The following is an 18,508-nucleotide window of genomic DNA, read 5'->3' as shown; positions in this document are numbered from 1 at the left end:
AGTCGATCGACGTGCGGTCGCCGGCCGACGGGGACGTCGCAGGGCGGGCCGGGGTTCCGGGAGGGGCCACGGGGGCCGCTGTGACGTGCGAACACTGCGCTACGTCTATATTGCCGGATTGTTACATTTTCAACAGTCCCTCGCCTTGCGGATGGCCTCCCCGCCGCAATACGTTGCCGTCAACAACAAAACCAAGTGAAGGTTCAACCTTCCGGAGGCAACCGATGACGTTGGCGAGGTGGTACGAGCGATGAGCGACGTGCCCATCCTCCTTGAGATGCGCTCCATCACCAAGGAGTTTCCCGGAGTCAAGGCCCTCTCCGACGTCAACCTGGTGGTTCGCGCCGGCGAGATCCATGCCATCTGCGGCGAGAACGGCGCGGGCAAGTCCACGCTGATGAAGGTCCTCAGCGGGGTCTACCCGTACGGCAGCTATGCCGGCAAGATCATCTACCGGGGGTCGGAGAGCAAGTTCTCCGACATCCGGGCCAGCGAGAACGCCGGAATCGTGATCATCCACCAGGAGCTCGCGCTCATTCCGGGCATGTCGATCGCCGAGAACATCTTCCTCGGCAACGAGCCGCGCAAGCGGGGCGCGATCGACTGGAAGGCCGCGAACCGGATGGCCCTGGATTTGATGGCCCGGGTCGGCCTCCAGGAGGACCCGGACACGCTGATCAAGGACATCGGTGTCGGCAAGCAGCAGCTCGTGGAGATCGCCAAGGCGTTCGCCAAGGACGTGAAGCTGCTCATCCTGGACGAGCCGACGGCCGCGCTGAACGAGGCGGACTCCCGGCACCTGCTGGATCTGCTCCGCGGCTTCCGCTCGCGCGGCATCACCTCGATCATGATCTCGCACAAGCTCAACGAGATCGAGGCGATCGCCGACCAGATCACCATCCTGCGCGACGGCCGGACCGTGGAGACCCTCGACGTCAAGGCGGACGGGGTCGACGAGGACCGGATCGTGCGGGGCATGGTCGGTCGCGAGCTGAGCAGCCGGTTCCCGGACCACACCCCGAAGATCGGCGACGTCTTCTTCGAGGTCCGCAACTGGAACGTCCGGCACCCGATCTCCGCCGACCGGCAGGTCTGCAAGAACGAGAGCTTCGTGGTGCGCCGCGGCGAGATCGTCGGCTTCGCCGGTCTCATGGGCGCGGGCCGCACGGAGCTCGCGATGAGCGTCTTCGGCCGCTCCTACGGGGTGTACGAGTCGGGCACGATCATCAAGGACGGCAAGGAGATCGTCCTGAAGTCGGTGGCGGACGCCATCGACAACGGGCTCGCGTACGTCAGCGAGGACCGCAAGGCGCTCGGCCTCAACCTGCTCGACGACATCAAGTCGTCGACGGTGGCGGCCAAGCTGTCCAAGATCTCGCACCACGGCGTCCTCGACGAGGTCGAGGAGTACCAGGCGGCCGAGGCGTACCGCAAGGAGTTGCGGACCAAGGCCCCGACGGTCGACGAGAGCGTCTCCAAGCTCTCCGGCGGCAACCAGCAGAAGGTCGTCCTGGCCAAGTGGATGTTCACCGACCCGGACCTGCTGATCCTCGACGAGCCGACCCGCGGCATCGACGTGGGCGCCAAGTACGAGATCTACGGCATCATCCAGCGGCTCGCCGACCAGGGGAAGGGCGTCATCGTCATCTCCTCGGAGCTGCCTGAGCTGATCGGGCTCTGCGACCGCATCTACACCGTGTTCGAAGGCGCCATCACGGGCGAGATCGCTCGGGCGGACGCGGACCCGGAGACCCTCATGAAGCAGATGACCTCAACGAAGAAGTTGGCCACCCGATGAGCCGTATCAAGGACCTTCAGAAGAACCTGTTTGGAGGCACGACCTCCAATGCCCGCCAGTTCGGGATGATCTTCACCCTGGTGGCGATCGTCTTGATCTTCCAGATCTGGACTGACGGGCTGACGCTGCGGTCGGACAACCTGATCGCGCTGTTCCAGCAGAACTCGTACATCCTGATCCTGGCCATCGGCATGCTCATGGTGATCGTCGCCGGGCACATCGACCTCTCGGTCGGTTCGGTCGCCGCCTTCACGGGCATCCTGGTCGCCAAGTCGATGACGGAGTGGGATCTGCCCTGGCCCGCTGCCATCGTGTTCGGCCTCGCCATCGGCGCGGTGATCGGTGCCTGGCAGGGCTTCTGGGTGGCGTACATCGGGGTGCCGGCGTTCATCGTCACCCTGGCCGGCATGCTGCTGTTCCGCGGTGGCAACCAGTTCATCGGCAATGCGCAGAGCATTCCGGTGCCGGAGGGCTTCCGGGAGATCGGCTCCGGCTTCCTGCCCGAGTTCGGCCCGAACACCGGCTACAACAACGCGACGCTGCTGCTCGGTCTGGCCGCCGCCGTGGCGGTGGTGTGGCGCGAGCTTCAGGCCCGCAAGACCCGTCGGGCCATGGACGCCGACCCGGCGCCCATGTGGATCTCGATTCTGCGGATGGCCGTCATGGTCGGGGTGATCGCCTTCGCGGCGCTGCGCTTCGCCAGCGGTCGCGTCGGCACCAGCTTCCCGATCTCGGGCATCATCCTGGTGGCGCTGGTGATCGCGTACTCCTTCTACACCCGCAACACGGCCGGCGGCCGGCACATCTACGCGGTGGGCGGCAACTCCCGGGCGGCCGAGCTGTCCGGCGTGAAGCTCAGGCGGGTCAACTTCCTCGTCATGATGAACATGTCCATCCTGGCCGCGCTGGCCGGCATGATCTTCGTGGCCCGTTCGCAGGCCTCCGGCCCGCAGGACGGCAACGGCTGGGAGTTGGACGCCATCGCCGCGGTCTTCATCGGTGGCGCGGCCGTCGCCGGCGGCATCGGCACCATCAGCGGTTCGATCGTCGGTGGTCTGGTCATGGCCGTGCTCAACAACGGCCTTCAGCTCCAGGGCGTGGGCACCGACAAGGTCCAGATCATCAAGGGCCTGGTCCTGCTGCTGGCCGTCGCGCTCGACGTCTACAACAAGCGCCAGGGGCGCTTCTCCATCATCGGGAGCCTGATGCGGCCGTTCCGCCGCGAGGACTCCACCCCACCCGCCTCACCGCCGGACGCGGAGCGCGAGCCCGCCAAGGCAGCGGTGTCCGGCTGACGGCCACCGACCTCTCCACCCGTCTCACCATCCAGAAAGGCAAGTCCTCACCATGCGTAAATTCTTCGGCACGTCGGTGGTGGCCATCAGCGCCGCCGCCATGCTGGCCCTGGCCGGCTGCGGCTCCGGCCGCGACGGCGACTCCGGCAGCTCGGGCGGCGACGCCAAGGGCTTCGCGGCGAACTCCCTGATCGGTGTCGCCCTGCCGGCCAAGACCTCGGAGAACTGGGTCCTCGCCGGTGACCTGTTCACCAACGGTCTCAAGGAGGCCGGTTTCCAGGCTGACGTGCAGTACGCCGGCGCGTCGACCACGGTCGCCGACCAGCAGGCCCAGATCACCGCCATGACCACCAAGGGCGCCAAGGTCATCGTCATCGGCGCGACCGACGCCGCGCAGCTGGCGACGCAGGTCGCCGCGGCGCACGCCGCCGGTGCCAAGGTGATCGCGTACGACCGCCTCATCACCAACACGCCGGACCTCGACTACTACGTCGCGTTCGACAACTTCAAGGTCGGCCAGCTCCAGGGTCAGGCCCTGCTGGACGGCATGAAGGCCAAGAAGCCGAACGGCCCGTACAACATCGAGCTGTTCTCCGGCTCGCCGGACGACAACAACGCCGGTGTCTTCTTCAACGGCGCGATGGACGTGCTCAAGCCGGAAATCGACAAGGGCAACGTCGTCGTCGCCTCGGGTCAGAAGGACGTCAAGCAGACCGCCATCCAGGGCTGGAAGGCCGAGGGTGCGCAGGCCCGCATGGACCAGCTGCTGACCTCGACCTACGGCAGCAAGGAGCTGGACGGCGTCCTCTCCCCGAACGACACCCTGGCCCGCGCGATCCTGACCTCGGTCAAGGGCGCTGGCAAGCCGATCCCGGTGGTCACCGGTCAGGACTCCGAGGTCGAGTCGGTCAAGTCGATCGTCAAGGGTGAGCAGTACATGACGATCAACAAGGACACCCGCAACCTGGTGAAGGAGACCATCAACATGGTCAAGGCTCTCCAGGCCGGTGACAAGCCGCAGGTGAACGACACCAAGTCCTACAACAACGGCAGCAAGGTCGTCGACACGTACCTGCTCCCGCCGGTCGCCGTCACCAAGGCGAACGCGGCCGAGGCGTACGCCAACGACCCGAAGCTCGCGCCGCTCACCAAGTAATCACCACGCGGTAGGCAGCAACGCCGATGGGTCCCGGATCTCCTCTTCCGGGACCCATCGTCGTCCTGGCGTCCCCGCACCACCCGGCAGCGACCCGGAAGGAGGTCTGACCGTGGACACACCCATCCGGTCCAGGCCAGCCGGCGTCGGCCGCAACCCCGAATCCCCGCTGCCCTCGGTTCCCGGCGCCAGCCAGGAGGAGATCCGGCGGCAGAACCTCGGCGCCGTGCTGCGCCACGTGCACCTGCACGGGCCGACGTCCCGGGCCGAGCTGACCAGCCGGCTCGGCCTCAACCGCAGCACCATCGGCGCCCTGGCCGCCGACCTGGTCGCCAGTGGCCTGGTCACCGAGGAGGCGCCGACCACCGCCCGTCGCGCCGGCCGCCCCTCGCTGGTGGTCAGCCCTCGCTCCGACCGGGTCTACGCGCACGCTCTGAGCATCGACGCGGACCAGTTGCGCGCCGCCCGGGTCGGCCTCGGCGGACGCATTCTCGACCTGCGCGAGGTCGCCCGGCCCGATGGCATGTCGGCGGTCGACGCCGTCGGACCGCTCGCCGACCTCGTCCGCGACATGGAACGCGGGGTGGCCCCCGACACGCTGCTGGTCGGTGGCGCGGTCGCGGTGACCGACACGATCCGCAACCCCGACGGCGAGATCCGGGTCGTCAGCGTGGAGGCGACCCTCGGCGCCGCGCTCGAGGCGGAGCTGACCGACTATCCGGGTTTCGTGGCCGGCGACCTGGCCGACATCGCCGGCCTGGCCGAGCATGTACGAGGCGTCGCAGCGGGCGTCGACGACCTTATCTACCTGCACGGCGACGGTGGGATCAGCGCCGGCATCATCGTCGGTGGCCGGCTGGTGATCGGTCATCGGGGCCACAGCGGCAAGGTCGGCCACATGGTCGTCAACCCGAACGGTCTGCCCTGCGGCTGCGGCTCCCGGGGCTGCTGGGAGACCGAGATCGGTGAGGCCGCCCTGCTGCGGCACGCCGGCCGGGACCCCGGCGACCGTGCGGCGGTGGCCGAGGTGCTGCGCGCGGCGGCGGACGGCGACCCGACCGCCCGGGCGGCGGTCGACCAGGTCGCCGAGTGGCTCGGCTTCGGCGTGGCCAACCTGGTCAACGTGGTCAACCCGGACGCTGTGGTGTTCGGTGGCTCGCTGCGCGACATGTTCACCGCCGGGGCGGACACGGTCCGCCGTCGGCTGGACACCATGCCGCTGCCGGGCTCCCGGGAGCATCTGCGGTTGCGCGCGGCCGCGCTCGGCCGAGACGCCGTCCTGATCGGCGCCGCCGAACTGGCCTTCGACAAGCTGCTGGCCGATCCGCTCAACGTCGGCGTCGCCGGCCAGGTGGGATCCGCCGACTCGGCGTAGACGCGGCTGCCGCCCACTCTGGCGTACCCGTGGCCTGGCCGGTCGTCTGGTCGCCGTACTCCCGCCGCTCTCGATCGCCCGGTGCCGCCGGCTGGCCGGCTGAGCCGCCGACGGGCGCGCCCCCGGTGGCCGGAACCACCGGGAGCGCGATCGGTCAGCCGGCTGGACGCAAGACCCGCCCAGGGCCGGCGGCGTTGTCGGCGGCGGCCTGGGTGCGCTGCGCCCCGGTGACGCAGACGTCGTCGCCGATGAACGCCTCGCGCCACACGTAGCCGGCGACGCAGGTGTGCGGACCGTACGGGCCGTTGACCCAGCGGCTCGCCGCGACCGAGTTGTCCGCGAGCACCTGGGAGCGGGTCGTCCCGGTGACGCAGACGTAGTCGGACTGGTCGGCGTCGCGCCACACGTACCCGCTGACGCAGCTGTTCGGGCCGGACACCAGCCGGGCCGGGTTGCGCCGGGACGCGGCGGCGGCGTTGTCGGCGGCGGCCTGGGTGCGCTGCGCCCCGGTGACGCAGACGTCGTCCCCGGCGTACGCCTCGCGCCACACGTAGCCGGCGACGCAGGTGTGCGGACCGTACGGGCCGTTCACCCAGCGGCTCGCCGCGGCGGCGTTGTCCGCCCAGACCTGGCTGCGGGTGCGCCGGTGACGCAGACCAGGTCGCCGGCGCGGGCCTCGCGCCAGACGTACCCCTGGAGGCAGCGGTTGACCACGTCGGTGGTCACGGTCACCGACGCCGCGTTGCCGGAGAGCCAGTTCACGCCGATCTGCACGCCGTTGGCGTTGAGCGACTGGGCCGGCCCGCCGCCGGGGCCGGTGCGCAGCAGGGTGGGGGTGCCGTCGCGGACCTCGTGCAGCAGCACGGTGTCGGCGGGGATGCCGGCGCTCCAGCCGGTCTTACGGCGGAACTCGACGGTGTAGTAGTGGAACAGGTCGGCCGGGTCGAACGGGATCCGGATCAGCTGCGGGCCGCTCGCGGCGGGCACCTCCAGCGGGGCCAGGGTGAGGCTGCGCGAGCCGATCCCGTCGGCCGCCATGGTGAACACCCGGTTCTTCGGCAGCCAGCCCAACTCGTCGCGGTGCGGCCCGTTGAGCCCGACCGCGCTGGTGCCGTAGTTCGCGGTGCCGAAGGCGTAGATGTGCATGGCGCTCATCTCGTCCCACGGGTCGTCGTACTCGCCCGGTTGGGACCACGGCGCGTTCTGGTAGGTGGTGTCGTTGGAGAACGAGTGTCCCAGGTTGTAGCCGTGCAGCATCTCGTGCGCGGCGAAGCCGACGTTCCAGGCGCCCGGGTCGAGCAGCACCCGGCCGCCGGCGGCGCCGGAGTCCACCCAGTCGTTGAGCATGACCGCGATCCGGTTGCCGGCGGGCACCGCGTAGCCGGCGGTCGCCGCGGTGTCCACGCAGCGCTGGATCCGGGTCCACCGGTCGACCGACTGGAACTGCGCCAGCGTGTACGGCATCGTGTACCAGCCCCGCACCACCGAGCCGGCCAGCGACACCCGCCCGCCGGACTGGTCGGCGAGGTAGTCCGCCACCCCGCCGGTGCCGGTCCCGGCCGCGGTGAGGAAGTTGGCAAAGTGCGACGGCGGTTGTGGCTCCGCCGGCTTGTCGCTGAACTTGCACAACAGCACCGACCAGGCGGTCGCGTTGCGGATCGGGCTGGCCATCGCCGGGGCGGCCGGCAACGCCACCGCCCCCAGCGCGGCGCAGGCGAGCGCCACGGCCGAGGCGCCGACCCGACGGAGGATTCTGGACTTCACGCGTGCGCTCCCATCGCTGCGGTCCGGCCGACCCGGGCCTGGAGTCCACATGGGAGCACCCGTCGTAAGCGGATGGACACGTTGAGTCGCGTTGGCGACGGGCTGGAATCCGACTTCGCCGACCGGCGCGGTGCCCTGGCCGAGGGGTGTTCGTCGAGGCCCCCGCGCCTCGACGAACACCCGACGCCCGGCTACGCGATGCGGCGGAGCCGGCGCACAGCGATGTAGAGCAGGAGCAGGGCGAGAGCGACGAAGATGCCCGTCTCGATGCCCTGGAACAGCCAGAACCGGTCCGCCGGCTGGTACAACTGCCAGTTGTACGCGCCCGGTTCCAGCCCCAGCTCCGCACCGCAGACCCGACCGTCCGGCCCTTTACCGCCCGGCGGACACTGGATCCGGCCGCCCTCCGAGATCACCGTCCCATCGGGGTTCCGGATGCCCTGGGCGAGGACCCAGTCCCCCCGACTGACCTCGGGTGGCCCTTCCCCCTCGATCGAGAAGGTCTGGGTACGCGCCGGCTGGTAGCGCGGTCGGGCCAGCAGCTCCACCGCCGCCCGGACGCCGATGTAACCGGCGAGGGTGATGCCCATGGCAGGCAGCATCCGCTTCCAGACGGTGCCGGCGAAGACGCCCAGCGCCACGGCGAACAGGGTGTACCCGATCGGGACGATGCCCTGCAGGTCGAAGACGATCATGCCGAGCCGACCCTCGTACGCGGCCTTGGTGAGCGGGTCGACCCACCAGGACATGCCCAGCCCGTAGACCGTCGCGAGGACCAGGACGCCCGCGCCCACCAGCCCGAACTTCACCAGGGCCCACCGGGTCCGCCCGACGCCCTGGGTCCAGACGAACCGGTGCGTGCCCTGTTCCACCTCGCGGGCGACCAGCGGTGCGCCCCAGAAGAGGCCGACCAGCGCCGGCAGGGTGATCAGCAGCACGGCCACCAGGTTGAGGCTGTCGTACCGGTCGCCGAAGCGCCGATAGCCCGTTTCGCAGGTCTCCCGGGTCGCCTGTGCCACGTCGGCGCGGGCGAGTTGGCTGGCGCAGTCCGTCAGCCCGAGGTCGCCGAAGGTGTTCCGCATCGCCAGGCCGATCGGCACCAGCAGCGCGGCGAGCGCCGCGAGCCCCAGCAGGGTGTAGAACGCCTGCTTGCGGTGTTGCCGCCAGGTCAACCAGATCATGCCGGCACTCCCCACTCGCTGTGACTGGTCTGCGTCGTGCCGTCGGCCAGGTAGGCCAGGACGACGTCCTCCAGGCTGACCTCGCGGACCGTCCAGCCGGGGTCGGTGACCGGGCCGTCGGTGCGGACCAGCAGCGTGGACTGCCGGTCGGTGTGGCTGGCCCGGACCACGGCGGCGACGCCCCCGATCGTGCCGCCGTCGTGCCGTGGGCCGACCAGTTGGCGGTGCTCGGCGACCAGGTCGTCGACCGCGCCGGTGAGCTGCACCTGGGCGGAGTTGAGCACGATCAGGTAGTCGCAGACGCGCTCCAGGTCGGCCAGCAGGTGCGAGGAGAGCAGAACGGTGGTGCCGGAGTCCGCCACGCTTCCCATCAGCGACTGGAGGAACTCCCGCCGGGCGAGGGGGTCGAGGCTGGCGACCGGCTCGTCGAGCAGCAGCAGCCGGGGCTGCTTGGCCAGCGCCAGGGCGAGCGCCACCTGGGCCCGCTGCCCGCCGGAGAGTTTGCCGACCGGTCGGTCCGGTGGGATGCCGAGCTGGGCCAGTCGCTGACGGGCCAACGCCGCGTCCCACCGTTTGTTCAGCTTGCCGCCGGCGATGACCAGCTCGGCGGCGGTGAAGTCCCGGTACAGCGGGGTGTCCTGGGCGACGAAACCGATGTCGGCCAGGCCCTCCGTGTCGCCGTACGGGGATCTGCCGAACACCCGTACCACGCCCGCGTCGGGCTTGAGCAGCCCGACCGCGAGGTGCAGCAGCGTGCTCTTGCCCGCGCCGTTCGGCCCGACCAGAGCGGCGATCCGGCCTGCCGGCAGGTGCAGCGAGCAGTCCCGCAACGCCCAGGTGCTGCCGTACCGCTTGCCCAGCCGGTCAGCCTCCAAGACCACGTCCATCCTCTGTCCTCTCGTTCCGCTCGCTGTGCCTGATGGTTCGCGCGCTCACGCGGGCTCCTTCTGCGGGGCGTCGTCGGCGAGGGTGGCCCGCAGCGTGGTCTCCACCAGGGCGACGACGTCCTCGGCCGTGAGGCCGGCGGCCTGCGCCCGGTGCAGCCACGCGACCAGGTCCTCGCGCAGCTCGGCCTGGTTGGGCAGGGACGCGCCGGCCAGGGTGCGCTGAACGAACGTGCCCACCCCGGGGCGGCCGCCGACCAGACCCTCGATCTCCAACTCCCGGTACGCCTTCAGCACCGTGTTCGGGTTGATCGCCAGTGACTGCGCGACGTCCCGAACCTTCGGCAACTGGTCGCCCGGCGAGAGCAGACCCACCCGCAGCGCCTGTTTCACCTGCTGCACGAGCTGCATGTAGGTGTTCACCTTCGACCGGCTGTCCAGCACGAACTCGATCACTCGAGATGATCCTTCCTGTTGTCCTACGACAATAGGACTAATAGACAGCTTCACCGGGTGAGTCCCACCTGTCAAGCACGACCCGGCGCGTCGCGGCATTGCGGCGCGTCGCCGGTGGTGGCACCGGCGGGCCAGACGTTGGCACCGACGGGTCAGCCGACCGGGAAGGGGACGGCAGGCGATCCGCGCGAACGGGGAGGTGTCCGATGGTCACCAAGCAGCTCACGGCATCGACGGCGACACCGCTACAGACGGCCCGCGCCCGAGGTCGGGTACGGGGACGGCTGATCCTGCTGGGCCCGGCGTTCGTCGCCGCCGTCGCGTACGTCGACCCCGGCAACTTCGCGACCAACTCGGCCGCCGGCGCGCGCTACGGCTACCTGCTGGTCTGGGTCGTGGTGGTGGCCAACCTGATGGCCATGCTGGTGCAGACGCTCACCGCCAAGCTGGGCCTGGCCACCGGGCGCAGCCTGCCCGAACTGTGCCGGGAGCGCCTGCCCCGGCCGGTGAACCGGATGATGTGGGTGCAGGCCGAACTGGTCGCCATGGCCACCGACCTGGCCGAGGTGATCGGCGGCGCGGTCGCCCTCTACCTGCTCTTCGGCATCCCACTGTTGCCCGGCGGGATCATCATCGGCGCCGCCGCGTTCGCCGTGCTCGCCCTGCGCTCGCGCGGCTTCCGGGCGTTCGAGATCGGCATCGCCGTGCTGCTCGGCGTCATCGTTCTGGCCTTCGCCGCCAACCTGCTCGCCTCCGGCTCCGATCCGGGCTCCGCCGTCGCCGGCCTGGTGCCCCGGCTCCAGGGCACCGACAGCGTGCTGCTGGCCGCCGGCATCCTCGGCGCCACCGTCATGCCGCACGTCATCTACGTGCACTCCGCGCTGACCCGCGACCGCATCCCCGCCGCCGACGACACCGAACGCCGTACGCTCTTCCGTGGCCAACGCGCTGACGTGCTGCTGGCGCTGACGGCCGCCGGAGCGGTCAACCTCGCCATGCTGCTGATCGCCGCGGCCAGCTTCCGCGGCGGCGGCCCGGCCGGCGCGGACAGCCTGGAGGGGGTGCACGCCGGCCTCGGTCAGACCATCGGCACCGCCGCGGCGTTCGGCTTCGCCATCGCCCTGCTGGTCTCCGGGCTCGCGTCCACCAGCGTCGGCACCTACGCCGGCGAGGTGATCATGGAGGGCTTCCTGCGGCGGCGGATTCCACTGCTGCTGCGCCGCCTGGTCACACTCCTGCCCGCGCTCGCCGTACTCGCCATCGGCCTGGACCCCACCCGGGCCCTGGTGCTGTCCCAGGTCATCCTCAGCTTCGGCATCCCCTTCGCGCTGATCCCGGTGGTCGCCTTCACCCGCCGCCGCGACCTGATGGGAAACCTGGTCAACCACCCCCTCACCACCGCCGCCGCGTCGCTGGTGGCCGTGCTGGTGGTCGCGCTCAACGCGTTCCTGCTCCGGCAGGTCGTCGCCGGCTGAGCCGGGCGGCGGTTTCGGTGCGGACGTCCGCACGAGCGTGATGCCTGTGAGTCATCACGATGAGTCACAGGCATCACACGTCGCGGGACGTGTCGGGCCGACCCGGTACGGCGGCCGGGCCGGGTGTGGTCAGGTTCGGCGGCCCTCGTCGCGGGTGGGGATCTCCTGGCGCTGTTCGAGGGCGTCCGCCGGGTTCGCGTCGGCCGGCAGCGACGTCACCTCCTCGAGCGCGCCCGCCGGCAGGGCGCCCTGCTCGGCCAGGTCGGCCTCGGACGCCTCCGGGTCGACGTCACCCGACACCCGGTCCGGCGGACCGACGTCGAACGCGTCCTGCCGTTGCTCGACGGCGTCCGCCTCCGGGGGAGGAATCGGAGCGCCCTGGTCGTCCCGGTATGTGCTCATCGGAGCCTCCTCGCGGCGGTTGTCGACAGCCCGCCGGGCCACTGCCTACCCGGCACCGCCGCACTCAGGCCCCCCGGACCCGCCTCGTACCGTCGTCGGGGCGCCGAGATCGACCGGGGCCGGGCCGCCCGCGCAGACCAGTGCGCCCACCTGGCCGCCGGCGAGGATCGGTGCCGACGCGGTACCGGTCAGCGCCAGCGGGCCGGCCACCCGAGTTCCCACCACCGTGACGTGGTCGGTGGTGCCGGTCAGCGCCACCGCGCCGTGTACCTCGGTGGTCAGCAACTCGACGGCGGTGGCGCCGGACGACGCCAGGCTCCCGCCGATCGTGGACCCCTCGGCGACCAGGGCGGCGCCGGGTGCGACGGTGACCGGGCCGCTCACGGTGGCTGCGCGCAGGCAGGTGACGCCCGCGGCGACCACCAGCGGGCCGGCGTGCCGGCCGGTGACCACTCGGGTGCAGGCCGGCGGCGGCGGGATGAGCGTGGCCACGAACGCGTTGGACGCCCCGATGTTGCCGACCGCGTCGATGCCCCGGTACTCGATGGTGTGCCGGCCGTACCCGGGGGACCGCTCGGCGAACGGGGACAGCGACAGACCACCCGAGCCGAGGTTGCCGTAGACCAGGCCGTCCACGTCGGTGCCGGTGGCGGTGAACAGGAACGGCGATCGGGCGTCCGTGGGCCAGCCGTAGTAGTTGTGCCACCCGTCGCCGTCGAGTCGGAACTCCGAGGTGACCTGCCCGGCGCCGTCGTCCGTGCCGGTCAGGCCCATGGTGAACGGGCCGTTGTACACGTACTCGGTGGGCCGGCCGGGTCGGGTCGTGGCGAGCAGCGGCTCGGAGAGGGCGTACGCCACGTCGGGCCGCGTCGCGTCGACCGTCCAGGCGCGGGTCACCGCCTCCCCGGTCGTCGGGTCGCTGACGCGGGCGGTCAGCCGGTGGGTGCCCCGCGACAGGCGCAGGGCGGCCAGGTCCAGGTCCCGGTCATCGCCCGTGTCGGCCACCGGTCGGCCGTCGAGCGACCAGCGCACCCCCGGCACCCGATCGGTGGGTTGGCTGGTCCGCACGTACACCACGTCGCGTGCGCCGACCGGCCGGTCGGTCGCGGTGGAGTCGGTGATCGCCAGCGGCTGCGCCACCGGCGGGGTGCGTACCCCGGTTTCCACCGTCCACCCGCGGGTCTGGGTCAGCGCGGGTGAGCTGCGGATCGCCGGGTCGCGGACGAACTCCGTCGGGTCGGTCACCGTGGCGGTGACCGTGTGCCGGCCAGGGCTCAGCCGCAGCGTCCGCAGGTCCAGGTGGCGGGCGTTGCCGGTTTGCGGCACGGCCCTGCCGTCCACCGACCAGGTGACCGTCAGCGCGTGGCTCACCGGGTGCAGGGTGTCCACCCAGAGCAGCCGGTCCGCGCCGACCGGCTGGTCGATGGACGTGCCGCCCTGCACGATGCCGACCCGGCTCGCGATCCGCTCGGTCATCTGCTCGCGGCCGACCTGGTCGAAGTAGAAGCCCAGCGACTTCATCATCGAGTGCCGGCTCGGCCGCCACACCCCGCGCTGGAGGTACAGGCCGCCCTCGTAGCGGCCGATCCTGCCGCCCGCCTCGCTCGGCTCACCCAGCCAGCGCCACCACTTGGCCCGGGTGTCGCGCATCTGCCGCTCGGTCAGCAGCGTGTGGTGCGCCGAGTCCGGTTCCGGTCCGCTGTACGTGTCGCCGGGGACCCCGCGGCCGTAGTAGTCGTACTCGTCCTGCAAGCCGCCGAGCGAGTGACCCAGCTCGTGCGGGCTGATCAGCGCGGAGAGCGCGTTGCCGCCGGAGGCGGTGGCGTTGCTGCCGCCCGCCCCGCCATAGGTGCCGCTGTTGGCCAGGGCGATCAGCTGCCGGTTGCCCGGGTTGGTGCCGACGGCCAGGTCGGCGTAGGCGTTCGCGGCGGCACGTCGACGGTGAGCAGGCGTTGCACGCTGGCCGGGTTGCAGCCACCCCAGAAGCCCATGTCCAGCACGGTGTCGCGCTGCGGCGCGGACAGGCCGGGATCGCAGTCCACGCCGGACTCCCGTGAGACGATCTCGACGGCGTAGACGTTGAAGTAGCTGCGGTAGGACTTGAACGGTTCGATCGTCCACAGGGTGTTGAGGTGGCGATCCACGTGCGACCGGAAGGTGGGCAGGTCGGCCTCGGTGTAGCCGTCGCCCAGCAGCACCAGGTTGAACCGCGTCGCCGGGTCCCCGGTGACCTGGATCGGGACCACCGTGGCGCCGTCCACCGGCGCGGCGGAGGCCGGTGTGCCGACCGTCAGCCCCGCCGCGACGAGCGCCGCGACGCACAACCCCGCTCTGATCCGCATCCCGCGCCCCTTCCGACGTGCCGGGCGGCCGGACGGCGTCGACGCCGGGCCCGGCGGGGCGCCGTCGTCCGGGTCTGCCGTGACCGCGGTCACCTCGGACCGTACCGGGGTCCGGGCCGACACGTAACCCTGCGTGTCCTCAGTGGACCCTTCTGGCGGGTGACCGTTCGGCGCAGCCAGGGCGGCGTTCGGCTCGCGCGCGTGCCGGACCGGGTGCCGGATGGCCCGGTCCATCGTGAAGCATCGATGTACGTGTCCGGCGGTGGTCGCCGTTGTCGGCGGGCGGCGCGCCACCGGTACCCCGGACGACCCGCGAGGAGAGGGAACACCATGCGATGGAACGCACGACGGGCCGCCGCCGGCGGCTTCGGGCTCGTCCTCGGCGCCGTGCTGGCGCTGGCCCAGGTCGCGCCCGCCCAGGCCGAGTCGAACGGTGGCGTGCGCGTGATGCCGCTCGGTGACTCGATCACCGACGGGTTCAACGTGCCCGGCGGGTACCGGATCAACCTGTGGCAGCGGCTGGCCGGCGGCGGCTACACGGTCGACTTCGTCGGCTCGGGTTTCAACGGGCCCGCCAGCCTCGGCGACCACGACCACGAGGGCCACTCCGGCTGGCGCATCGACCAGCTCGACGCGAACATCGTCACCTGGTTGCGGGCCACCGACCCGCGTACGGTGCTGCTGCACATCGGCACCAACGACGTGAACCAGAACTACGACCTGGCCAACGCGCCGGCCCGACTCTCCGGTCTCATCGACAAGATCAGGTCGACGGCTCCGGAGGTCGAGCTCTTCGTCGCCACCATCACCCCGGAGTCCGACCCGAACCTGGAGACGCGGGTACGGGCGTACAACGCGGCGATCCCCGGCATCGTGGCCCAGAAGGGCAGCCGGGTGCACCTGGTCGACATGCACGCCGCGCTCACCACCGCCGATCTCGCCGACGGCGTCCACCCCAACGCCGGCGGATACGACAAGATGGCGGCCCGCTGGTACGACGCGCTGCGCTCGGTGCCCGGCAGTCTGGTCCCGGCGGGCGGGCCGCCGGTGGGCAGCCCGGTCGGTCTGGTCAACCCCGCCTCGGGGCGTTGTCTGGACGTCTCCGGCGCCAGCACCACCGCCGGCGCCCCCACGATCATCTGGGACTGCCACGGCGGCGCCAACCAGCGCTGGACCCGCACCGCCGCCGGTGAGCTGCGGGTCTACGGCGACCGGTGTCTGGACGTCAACGGCGGGGCCAGCGCCGACGGTACGAGGGTGCAGATCTGGACGTGCAACGGCACCGCCGCGCAGCGCTTCACCTTCCGCACGGACGGCACGATCGTGCTCACCTCCGCCGGCAAGTGCGTGAGCGTGACCTCCGCCGGCACGGCCAACGGCACGACAACGCAGCTCTGGACGTGCAACGGCACCGGCGCCCAACGCTGGTCCGTCCGGTAGCGGACGCCCGGCCGGTCCACGTCGTACCCGGCGGGACGGCCCGGGGCGCCCCGGGCCCGCTCAGAGGGCGGTCGAGGTGCCCCGGCGGGTTCCGGCGGCCACGCCCAGTGCCAGCAGTACGCACAGCGCACCGACGAGGAAGAGCAGCGAGGCGGTCGGCTGGCCCAGCCACTCCCACAGCGGATGCCAGGCCGGGTGCGGCTCGTCCAGGTGGTGGCGCAGCAGCAGCGGGACGGTCAGCAGCACCGGCAGCCACCACAGCACCATGGCCACGCCGATCAGGACGTTCACCGTGCCGCCGCTGCGTCTCCCCGCGGTGCGCCGGCTGGCCCAGCCGAAGACCGCCCAGGCGACCACCGCGCCCAGCAGCGTGCCGAGCACACCGGCCGGCACCACCGCCGGGGGTGGCGCGCGGTGCACCTCGACCGTCAGGTAGGTGGCGTCGACGGCTGCCTGCGAGGAGATCATGGCATTCAGGATGGTGTCGCCGCGCCGGGCGATCATTGCCGTGTCGGTCACCGCCACCGGGGTGGCGCACACCTTGTCCGTGCAGGTGGTCCCGCCGGACTCCTGCGGGTCGTACACCCGCCAGCCGGAACTTCTCAATCGGTCCCGGGCCACCGCGACGATCTGCTCGGCGGGCACCGGCGGAGCGCCGAAGGCGGCGGCGCCGGTGGCGCTCTCCTGGTACTCGCCGCCGTCGCCCAACAGCAGGGTCTTGACGGTGCCCAGGCGCACCGGGTGCGCGTAGACCACGAAGAGCGCGGGCGGGGTGTCGATGTCGCCGAGGTCGTGCCCGGGAAAGACCTCGGTCAGGATGGCGCCGGCCTCGGCCCGGTCGGGTTGCGGTCGCGAGGTCTCCCAGGCGACCCGACTGGCCAACGCGCCGGTGAAGAGGCCGCAGATGACCGCGCCGAGCGCCGCCCAGGCCACGCCGGTGCCACCGGCCGGACGGCCCAGGCGACGGGACAGCGTCCGCCCGAACCGGCGGGCCACGGAGGTGTCGCTCGCGGGCATGACCATCCCTCACGTCCAGAATCCGGCGGGGTGACAGTACATCGACAAGGGTGTGGACGCGTCCCCGAGATGACCGCGCGGGTGGTCGAGATCGGCCAGGATGGTCGGTACGGCCCGGGACGTGGCCGCGACGAGGAGGCGGGCGATGCGGGTCACGCGGGTGGGTGACCCGGGGGCGGCGTGCCCGCGCGGCAGCGACGCTGGGCGCGCTGGCCGTCGGCGTCGTGCCGGCCGTGGTGCTGGCGCCGGGTGCGGCCGTGGCCGGCGAGACGGCCCCGACACCGGTGTGCCAGGTGCGTGACGACCGGCTCAAGGAGATCTCCGGGATGGTCGCCACGGACGACGGGTACGTGGTGGTCAACGACGGCGCTGACGACGAGGCCCGCCGCCGGATCTTCTACCTCGACCGCCGCTGCGCGGTGACGCGGACGGTCAGCTACCCGTCCCGCCCCCGCGACACCGAGGACCTGGCGATCGGCCGGGACGGCACCGTCTGGGTCGCCGACATCGGTGACAACGACCGCACGCGGGAGACGATCGCCCTGTGGCGGCTCGCGCCGGGCGCGGAGGAGCCGGTGCTGCACCGGATGACGTACCCGGATCGCCCGCACGACGCGGAGGCGTTGCTGCTCGACAGCGACGGCCGGCCGCTGATCATCACCAAGGGCGGCAGCGGCACCGCCGTCCTGTACGCGCCGACCACCGCACTCCGGCCGGGCGCGACGACGCCGCTGGACTCGGCCGGCCAGGTGGTCCTGCCGTCCAGTTCGACCAGCAATCCGTTCTCGTTCCTCGGGCGGGGCGTGGTCACCGGCGCGGCGAGCGCGCCGGACGGGCGCCGGGTGGTGCTGCGCACCTACGCCGACGCCTTCGAGTACGACGTGCCCGACGGTGACGTGGTCGCCGCGCTGACCACCGGCACCGCGCGGGTCACCCCACTGCCGGACGAACCGCAGGGCGAGTCGATCACCTACAGCCGTGACGGCCGCTCGCTGCTCACCGTGTCCGAGTCCGCCGACCAGCCGCCGGGCACCCGCCCGACGATCCTGCGGTACGCGGTCGGAACGGCGACCGCCGCCGGCGCGCACCCGGCGGAGTCCACCGCCGCGTCTCCGCCCGCGCCGGCGGCCCTTCCGGCAGCCGAGCGACCGACCGCGTCGACGGCCCGATCTGGCCGCTCGCGGCCGGCGCCTGGACGCTACTGGCGCTCCTCACGGTCGCCGGGGTGCTGTGGCGGCGGCACACCGACCGTCGGTGACCGACCGGGCGTCGGTCGGCGCGGACCCCATGCGGGAGGATGGCCGGATGTCCGTACTGTCCACGTTGCGTCATCCGATCGTCGCCGCTCCGATGGCCGGCGGCCCGTCCACACCGTCGCTCGTGGCGGCCGTCTCCGCCGCCGGTGGCCTGGGCTTCCTGGCCGCCGGGATGATCGACGCCGGCCGGCTGGTCGCCGACGTCGCGGAGGTCCGCGCCCGCACCGACCGCCCGTTCGGGGTCAACGTCTTCCTGCCCGGCGCCGCCCCGTCGACGAGGCCGCCATCGAGGTGTACGCCGAGCGGCTCACCCCGCAGGCCGAGCAGCGCGGGGTGCGGTTGGGTGAGCCGGTGGGCGGCGACGACGCGTACCCCGAGAAGCTGGCCGCGCTGCTCGCGGACCCGGTCCCGGTGGTGTCCTTCGTGTTCGGCCTGCCGGACCGGGCGGCGGTGGCCGCCCTGCGCGAGCGGGGCACCGAGGTGTGGGCGACCGTCACCCGGCCGGACGCCGCGGCGGCCGTCGTCGAGCGGGGCGTGGACGCGGTCGTGGTGCAGGGCACCGAGGCAGGCGGGCATCGCGGCGGCATACCGGACGACGACGACTACGCGCTGCTGCCGCTGCTCCGGTTGGCCGCCGCCCGCTGTGCTCGGCCGCTGGTGGCCGCGG

At 71.8% G+C, this 18,508-nt stretch carries 16 protein-coding genes and 1 pseudogene; 7 read left to right on the top strand and 10 right to left on the bottom strand.

The genetic code is table 11. The features are described 5' to 3' along the window. The first annotated feature begins 250 nt into the window (after positions 1-250). From mmsA to JNW91_RS02900, 4 genes are all read left to right on the top strand, one after another. Complete coding sequence (gene mmsA / locus JNW91_RS02915; RefSeq protein ID WP_203173401.1) at positions 251-1,798, top strand: multiple monosaccharide ABC transporter ATP-binding protein; 1,548 nt, start codon at positions 251-253, stop codon at positions 1,796-1,798. Further along, entirely contained in the window at positions 1,795-3,093 is a 1,299-nt protein-coding gene (gene mmsB / locus JNW91_RS02910; protein WP_203173400.1) for a multiple monosaccharide ABC transporter permease, read from the top strand. The genes mmsA and mmsB overlap by 4 nt, the downstream gene beginning before the upstream one ends. Positions 3,094-3,145: 52 nt before the next feature. Further along, entirely contained in the window at positions 3,146-4,249 is a 1,104-nt protein-coding gene (locus tag JNW91_RS02905) for a substrate-binding domain-containing protein (RefSeq protein WP_203173399.1), read from the top strand. Between the two features lie 112 nt (positions 4,250-4,361). Continuing rightward, a complete protein-coding gene (locus tag JNW91_RS02900; RefSeq protein ID WP_203173398.1) occupies positions 4,362-5,624 on the top strand; it encodes an ROK family transcriptional regulator in 1,263 nt (420 codons plus the stop codon). Positions 5,625-5,778: 154 nt separating this feature from the next. Here the strand turns inward: JNW91_RS02900 and JNW91_RS02895 are convergent, their stop codons facing one another. From JNW91_RS02895 to JNW91_RS02875, 5 genes are all read right to left on the bottom strand, one after another. Then, a complete protein-coding gene (locus JNW91_RS02895; protein ID WP_203173397.1) occupies positions 5,779-6,216 on the bottom strand; it encodes a hypothetical protein in 438 nt (145 codons plus the stop codon). Continuing rightward, a complete protein-coding gene (locus JNW91_RS02890) occupies positions 6,213-7,388 on the bottom strand; it encodes a metallopeptidase domain-containing protein (protein WP_203173396.1) in 1,176 nt (391 codons plus the stop codon). The genes JNW91_RS02895 and JNW91_RS02890 overlap by 4 nt, the downstream gene beginning before the upstream one ends. 191 nt (positions 7,389-7,579) lie before the next feature. Further along, positions 7,580-8,569: an ABC transporter permease gene (locus JNW91_RS02885; protein WP_203173395.1), complete on the bottom strand. Its 990-nt coding sequence runs from the start codon at positions 8,567-8,569 to the stop codon at positions 7,580-7,582. After that, positions 8,566-9,456, bottom strand: coding sequence for an ABC transporter ATP-binding protein (locus JNW91_RS02880; RefSeq protein ID WP_203173394.1), 891 nt, complete (start codon positions 9,454-9,456; stop codon positions 8,566-8,568). Before JNW91_RS02880 ends, JNW91_RS02885 begins: the two co-directional genes overlap by 4 nt. A gap of 45 nt (positions 9,457-9,501) precedes the next feature. Continuing rightward, complete coding sequence (locus JNW91_RS02875) at positions 9,502-9,909, bottom strand: GntR family transcriptional regulator (RefSeq protein WP_203173393.1); 408 nt, start codon at positions 9,907-9,909, stop codon at positions 9,502-9,504. 206 nt (positions 9,910-10,115) lie between these two features. Here JNW91_RS02875 and JNW91_RS02870 point away from each other — a divergent pair, with 206 nt between their 5' ends. Beyond that, positions 10,116-11,384: an Nramp family divalent metal transporter gene (locus JNW91_RS02870; RefSeq protein ID WP_203173392.1), complete on the top strand. Its 1,269-nt coding sequence runs from the start codon at positions 10,116-10,118 to the stop codon at positions 11,382-11,384. A gap of 129 nt (positions 11,385-11,513) precedes the next feature. On the opposite strand, the gene JNW91_RS02865 is transcribed toward JNW91_RS02870, so the two are convergent. From JNW91_RS02865 to JNW91_RS33035, 3 genes are read right to left on the bottom strand one after another with little or no spacing between them, the layout of a single operon-like run. After that, on the bottom strand, positions 11,514-11,786 hold the full coding sequence (locus tag JNW91_RS02865) for a hypothetical protein (RefSeq protein WP_203173391.1): 273 nt from the start codon (positions 11,784-11,786) through the stop codon (positions 11,514-11,516). A 45-nt stretch (positions 11,787-11,831) separates the two neighbouring features. Then, positions 11,832-13,652 (bottom strand): M64 family metallopeptidase, encoded by a 1,821-nt coding sequence (locus JNW91_RS02860; RefSeq protein ID WP_255544954.1) that lies wholly within the window; start codon positions 13,650-13,652, stop codon positions 11,832-11,834. A 5-nt stretch (positions 13,653-13,657) separates the two neighbouring features. Continuing rightward, positions 13,658-14,128, bottom strand: coding sequence for a M64 family metallopeptidase (locus JNW91_RS33035; RefSeq protein WP_203173390.1), 471 nt, complete (start codon positions 14,126-14,128; stop codon positions 13,658-13,660). Between the two features lie 330 nt (positions 14,129-14,458). Here JNW91_RS33035 and JNW91_RS02850 point away from each other — a divergent pair, with 330 nt between their 5' ends. Next, positions 14,459-15,568: a ricin-type beta-trefoil lectin domain protein gene (locus JNW91_RS02850; protein WP_203173389.1), complete on the top strand. Its 1,110-nt coding sequence runs from the start codon at positions 14,459-14,461 to the stop codon at positions 15,566-15,568. Between the two features lie 60 nt (positions 15,569-15,628). Here the strand turns inward: JNW91_RS02850 and JNW91_RS02845 are convergent, their stop codons facing one another. Together JNW91_RS02845 and JNW91_RS33805 are read right to left on the bottom strand one after the other, a co-directional pair. Then, complete coding sequence (locus JNW91_RS02845) at positions 15,629-16,585, bottom strand: hypothetical protein (protein WP_203173388.1); 957 nt, start codon at positions 16,583-16,585, stop codon at positions 15,629-15,631. A gap of 436 nt (positions 16,586-17,021) precedes the next feature. Further along, a complete protein-coding gene (locus tag JNW91_RS33805) occupies positions 17,022-17,441 on the bottom strand; it encodes a hypothetical protein (RefSeq protein ID WP_238424264.1) in 420 nt (139 codons plus the stop codon). A gap of 431 nt (positions 17,442-17,872) precedes the next feature. Here JNW91_RS33805 and JNW91_RS33800 point away from each other — a divergent pair. Continuing rightward, positions 17,873-18,508: pseudogene (locus JNW91_RS33800) on the top strand (NAD(P)H-dependent flavin oxidoreductase); the annotation flags it as partial.

This window comes from Micromonospora parastrephiae (genome assembly GCF_016802865.1).
Classification (GTDB): Bacteria; Actinomycetota; Actinomycetes; order Mycobacteriales; family Micromonosporaceae; genus Micromonospora; species Micromonospora parastrephiae.
The sequence above is the reverse complement of the archived record's forward strand: the minus strand, read 5'-3'. Positions and strand labels throughout refer to the sequence as shown.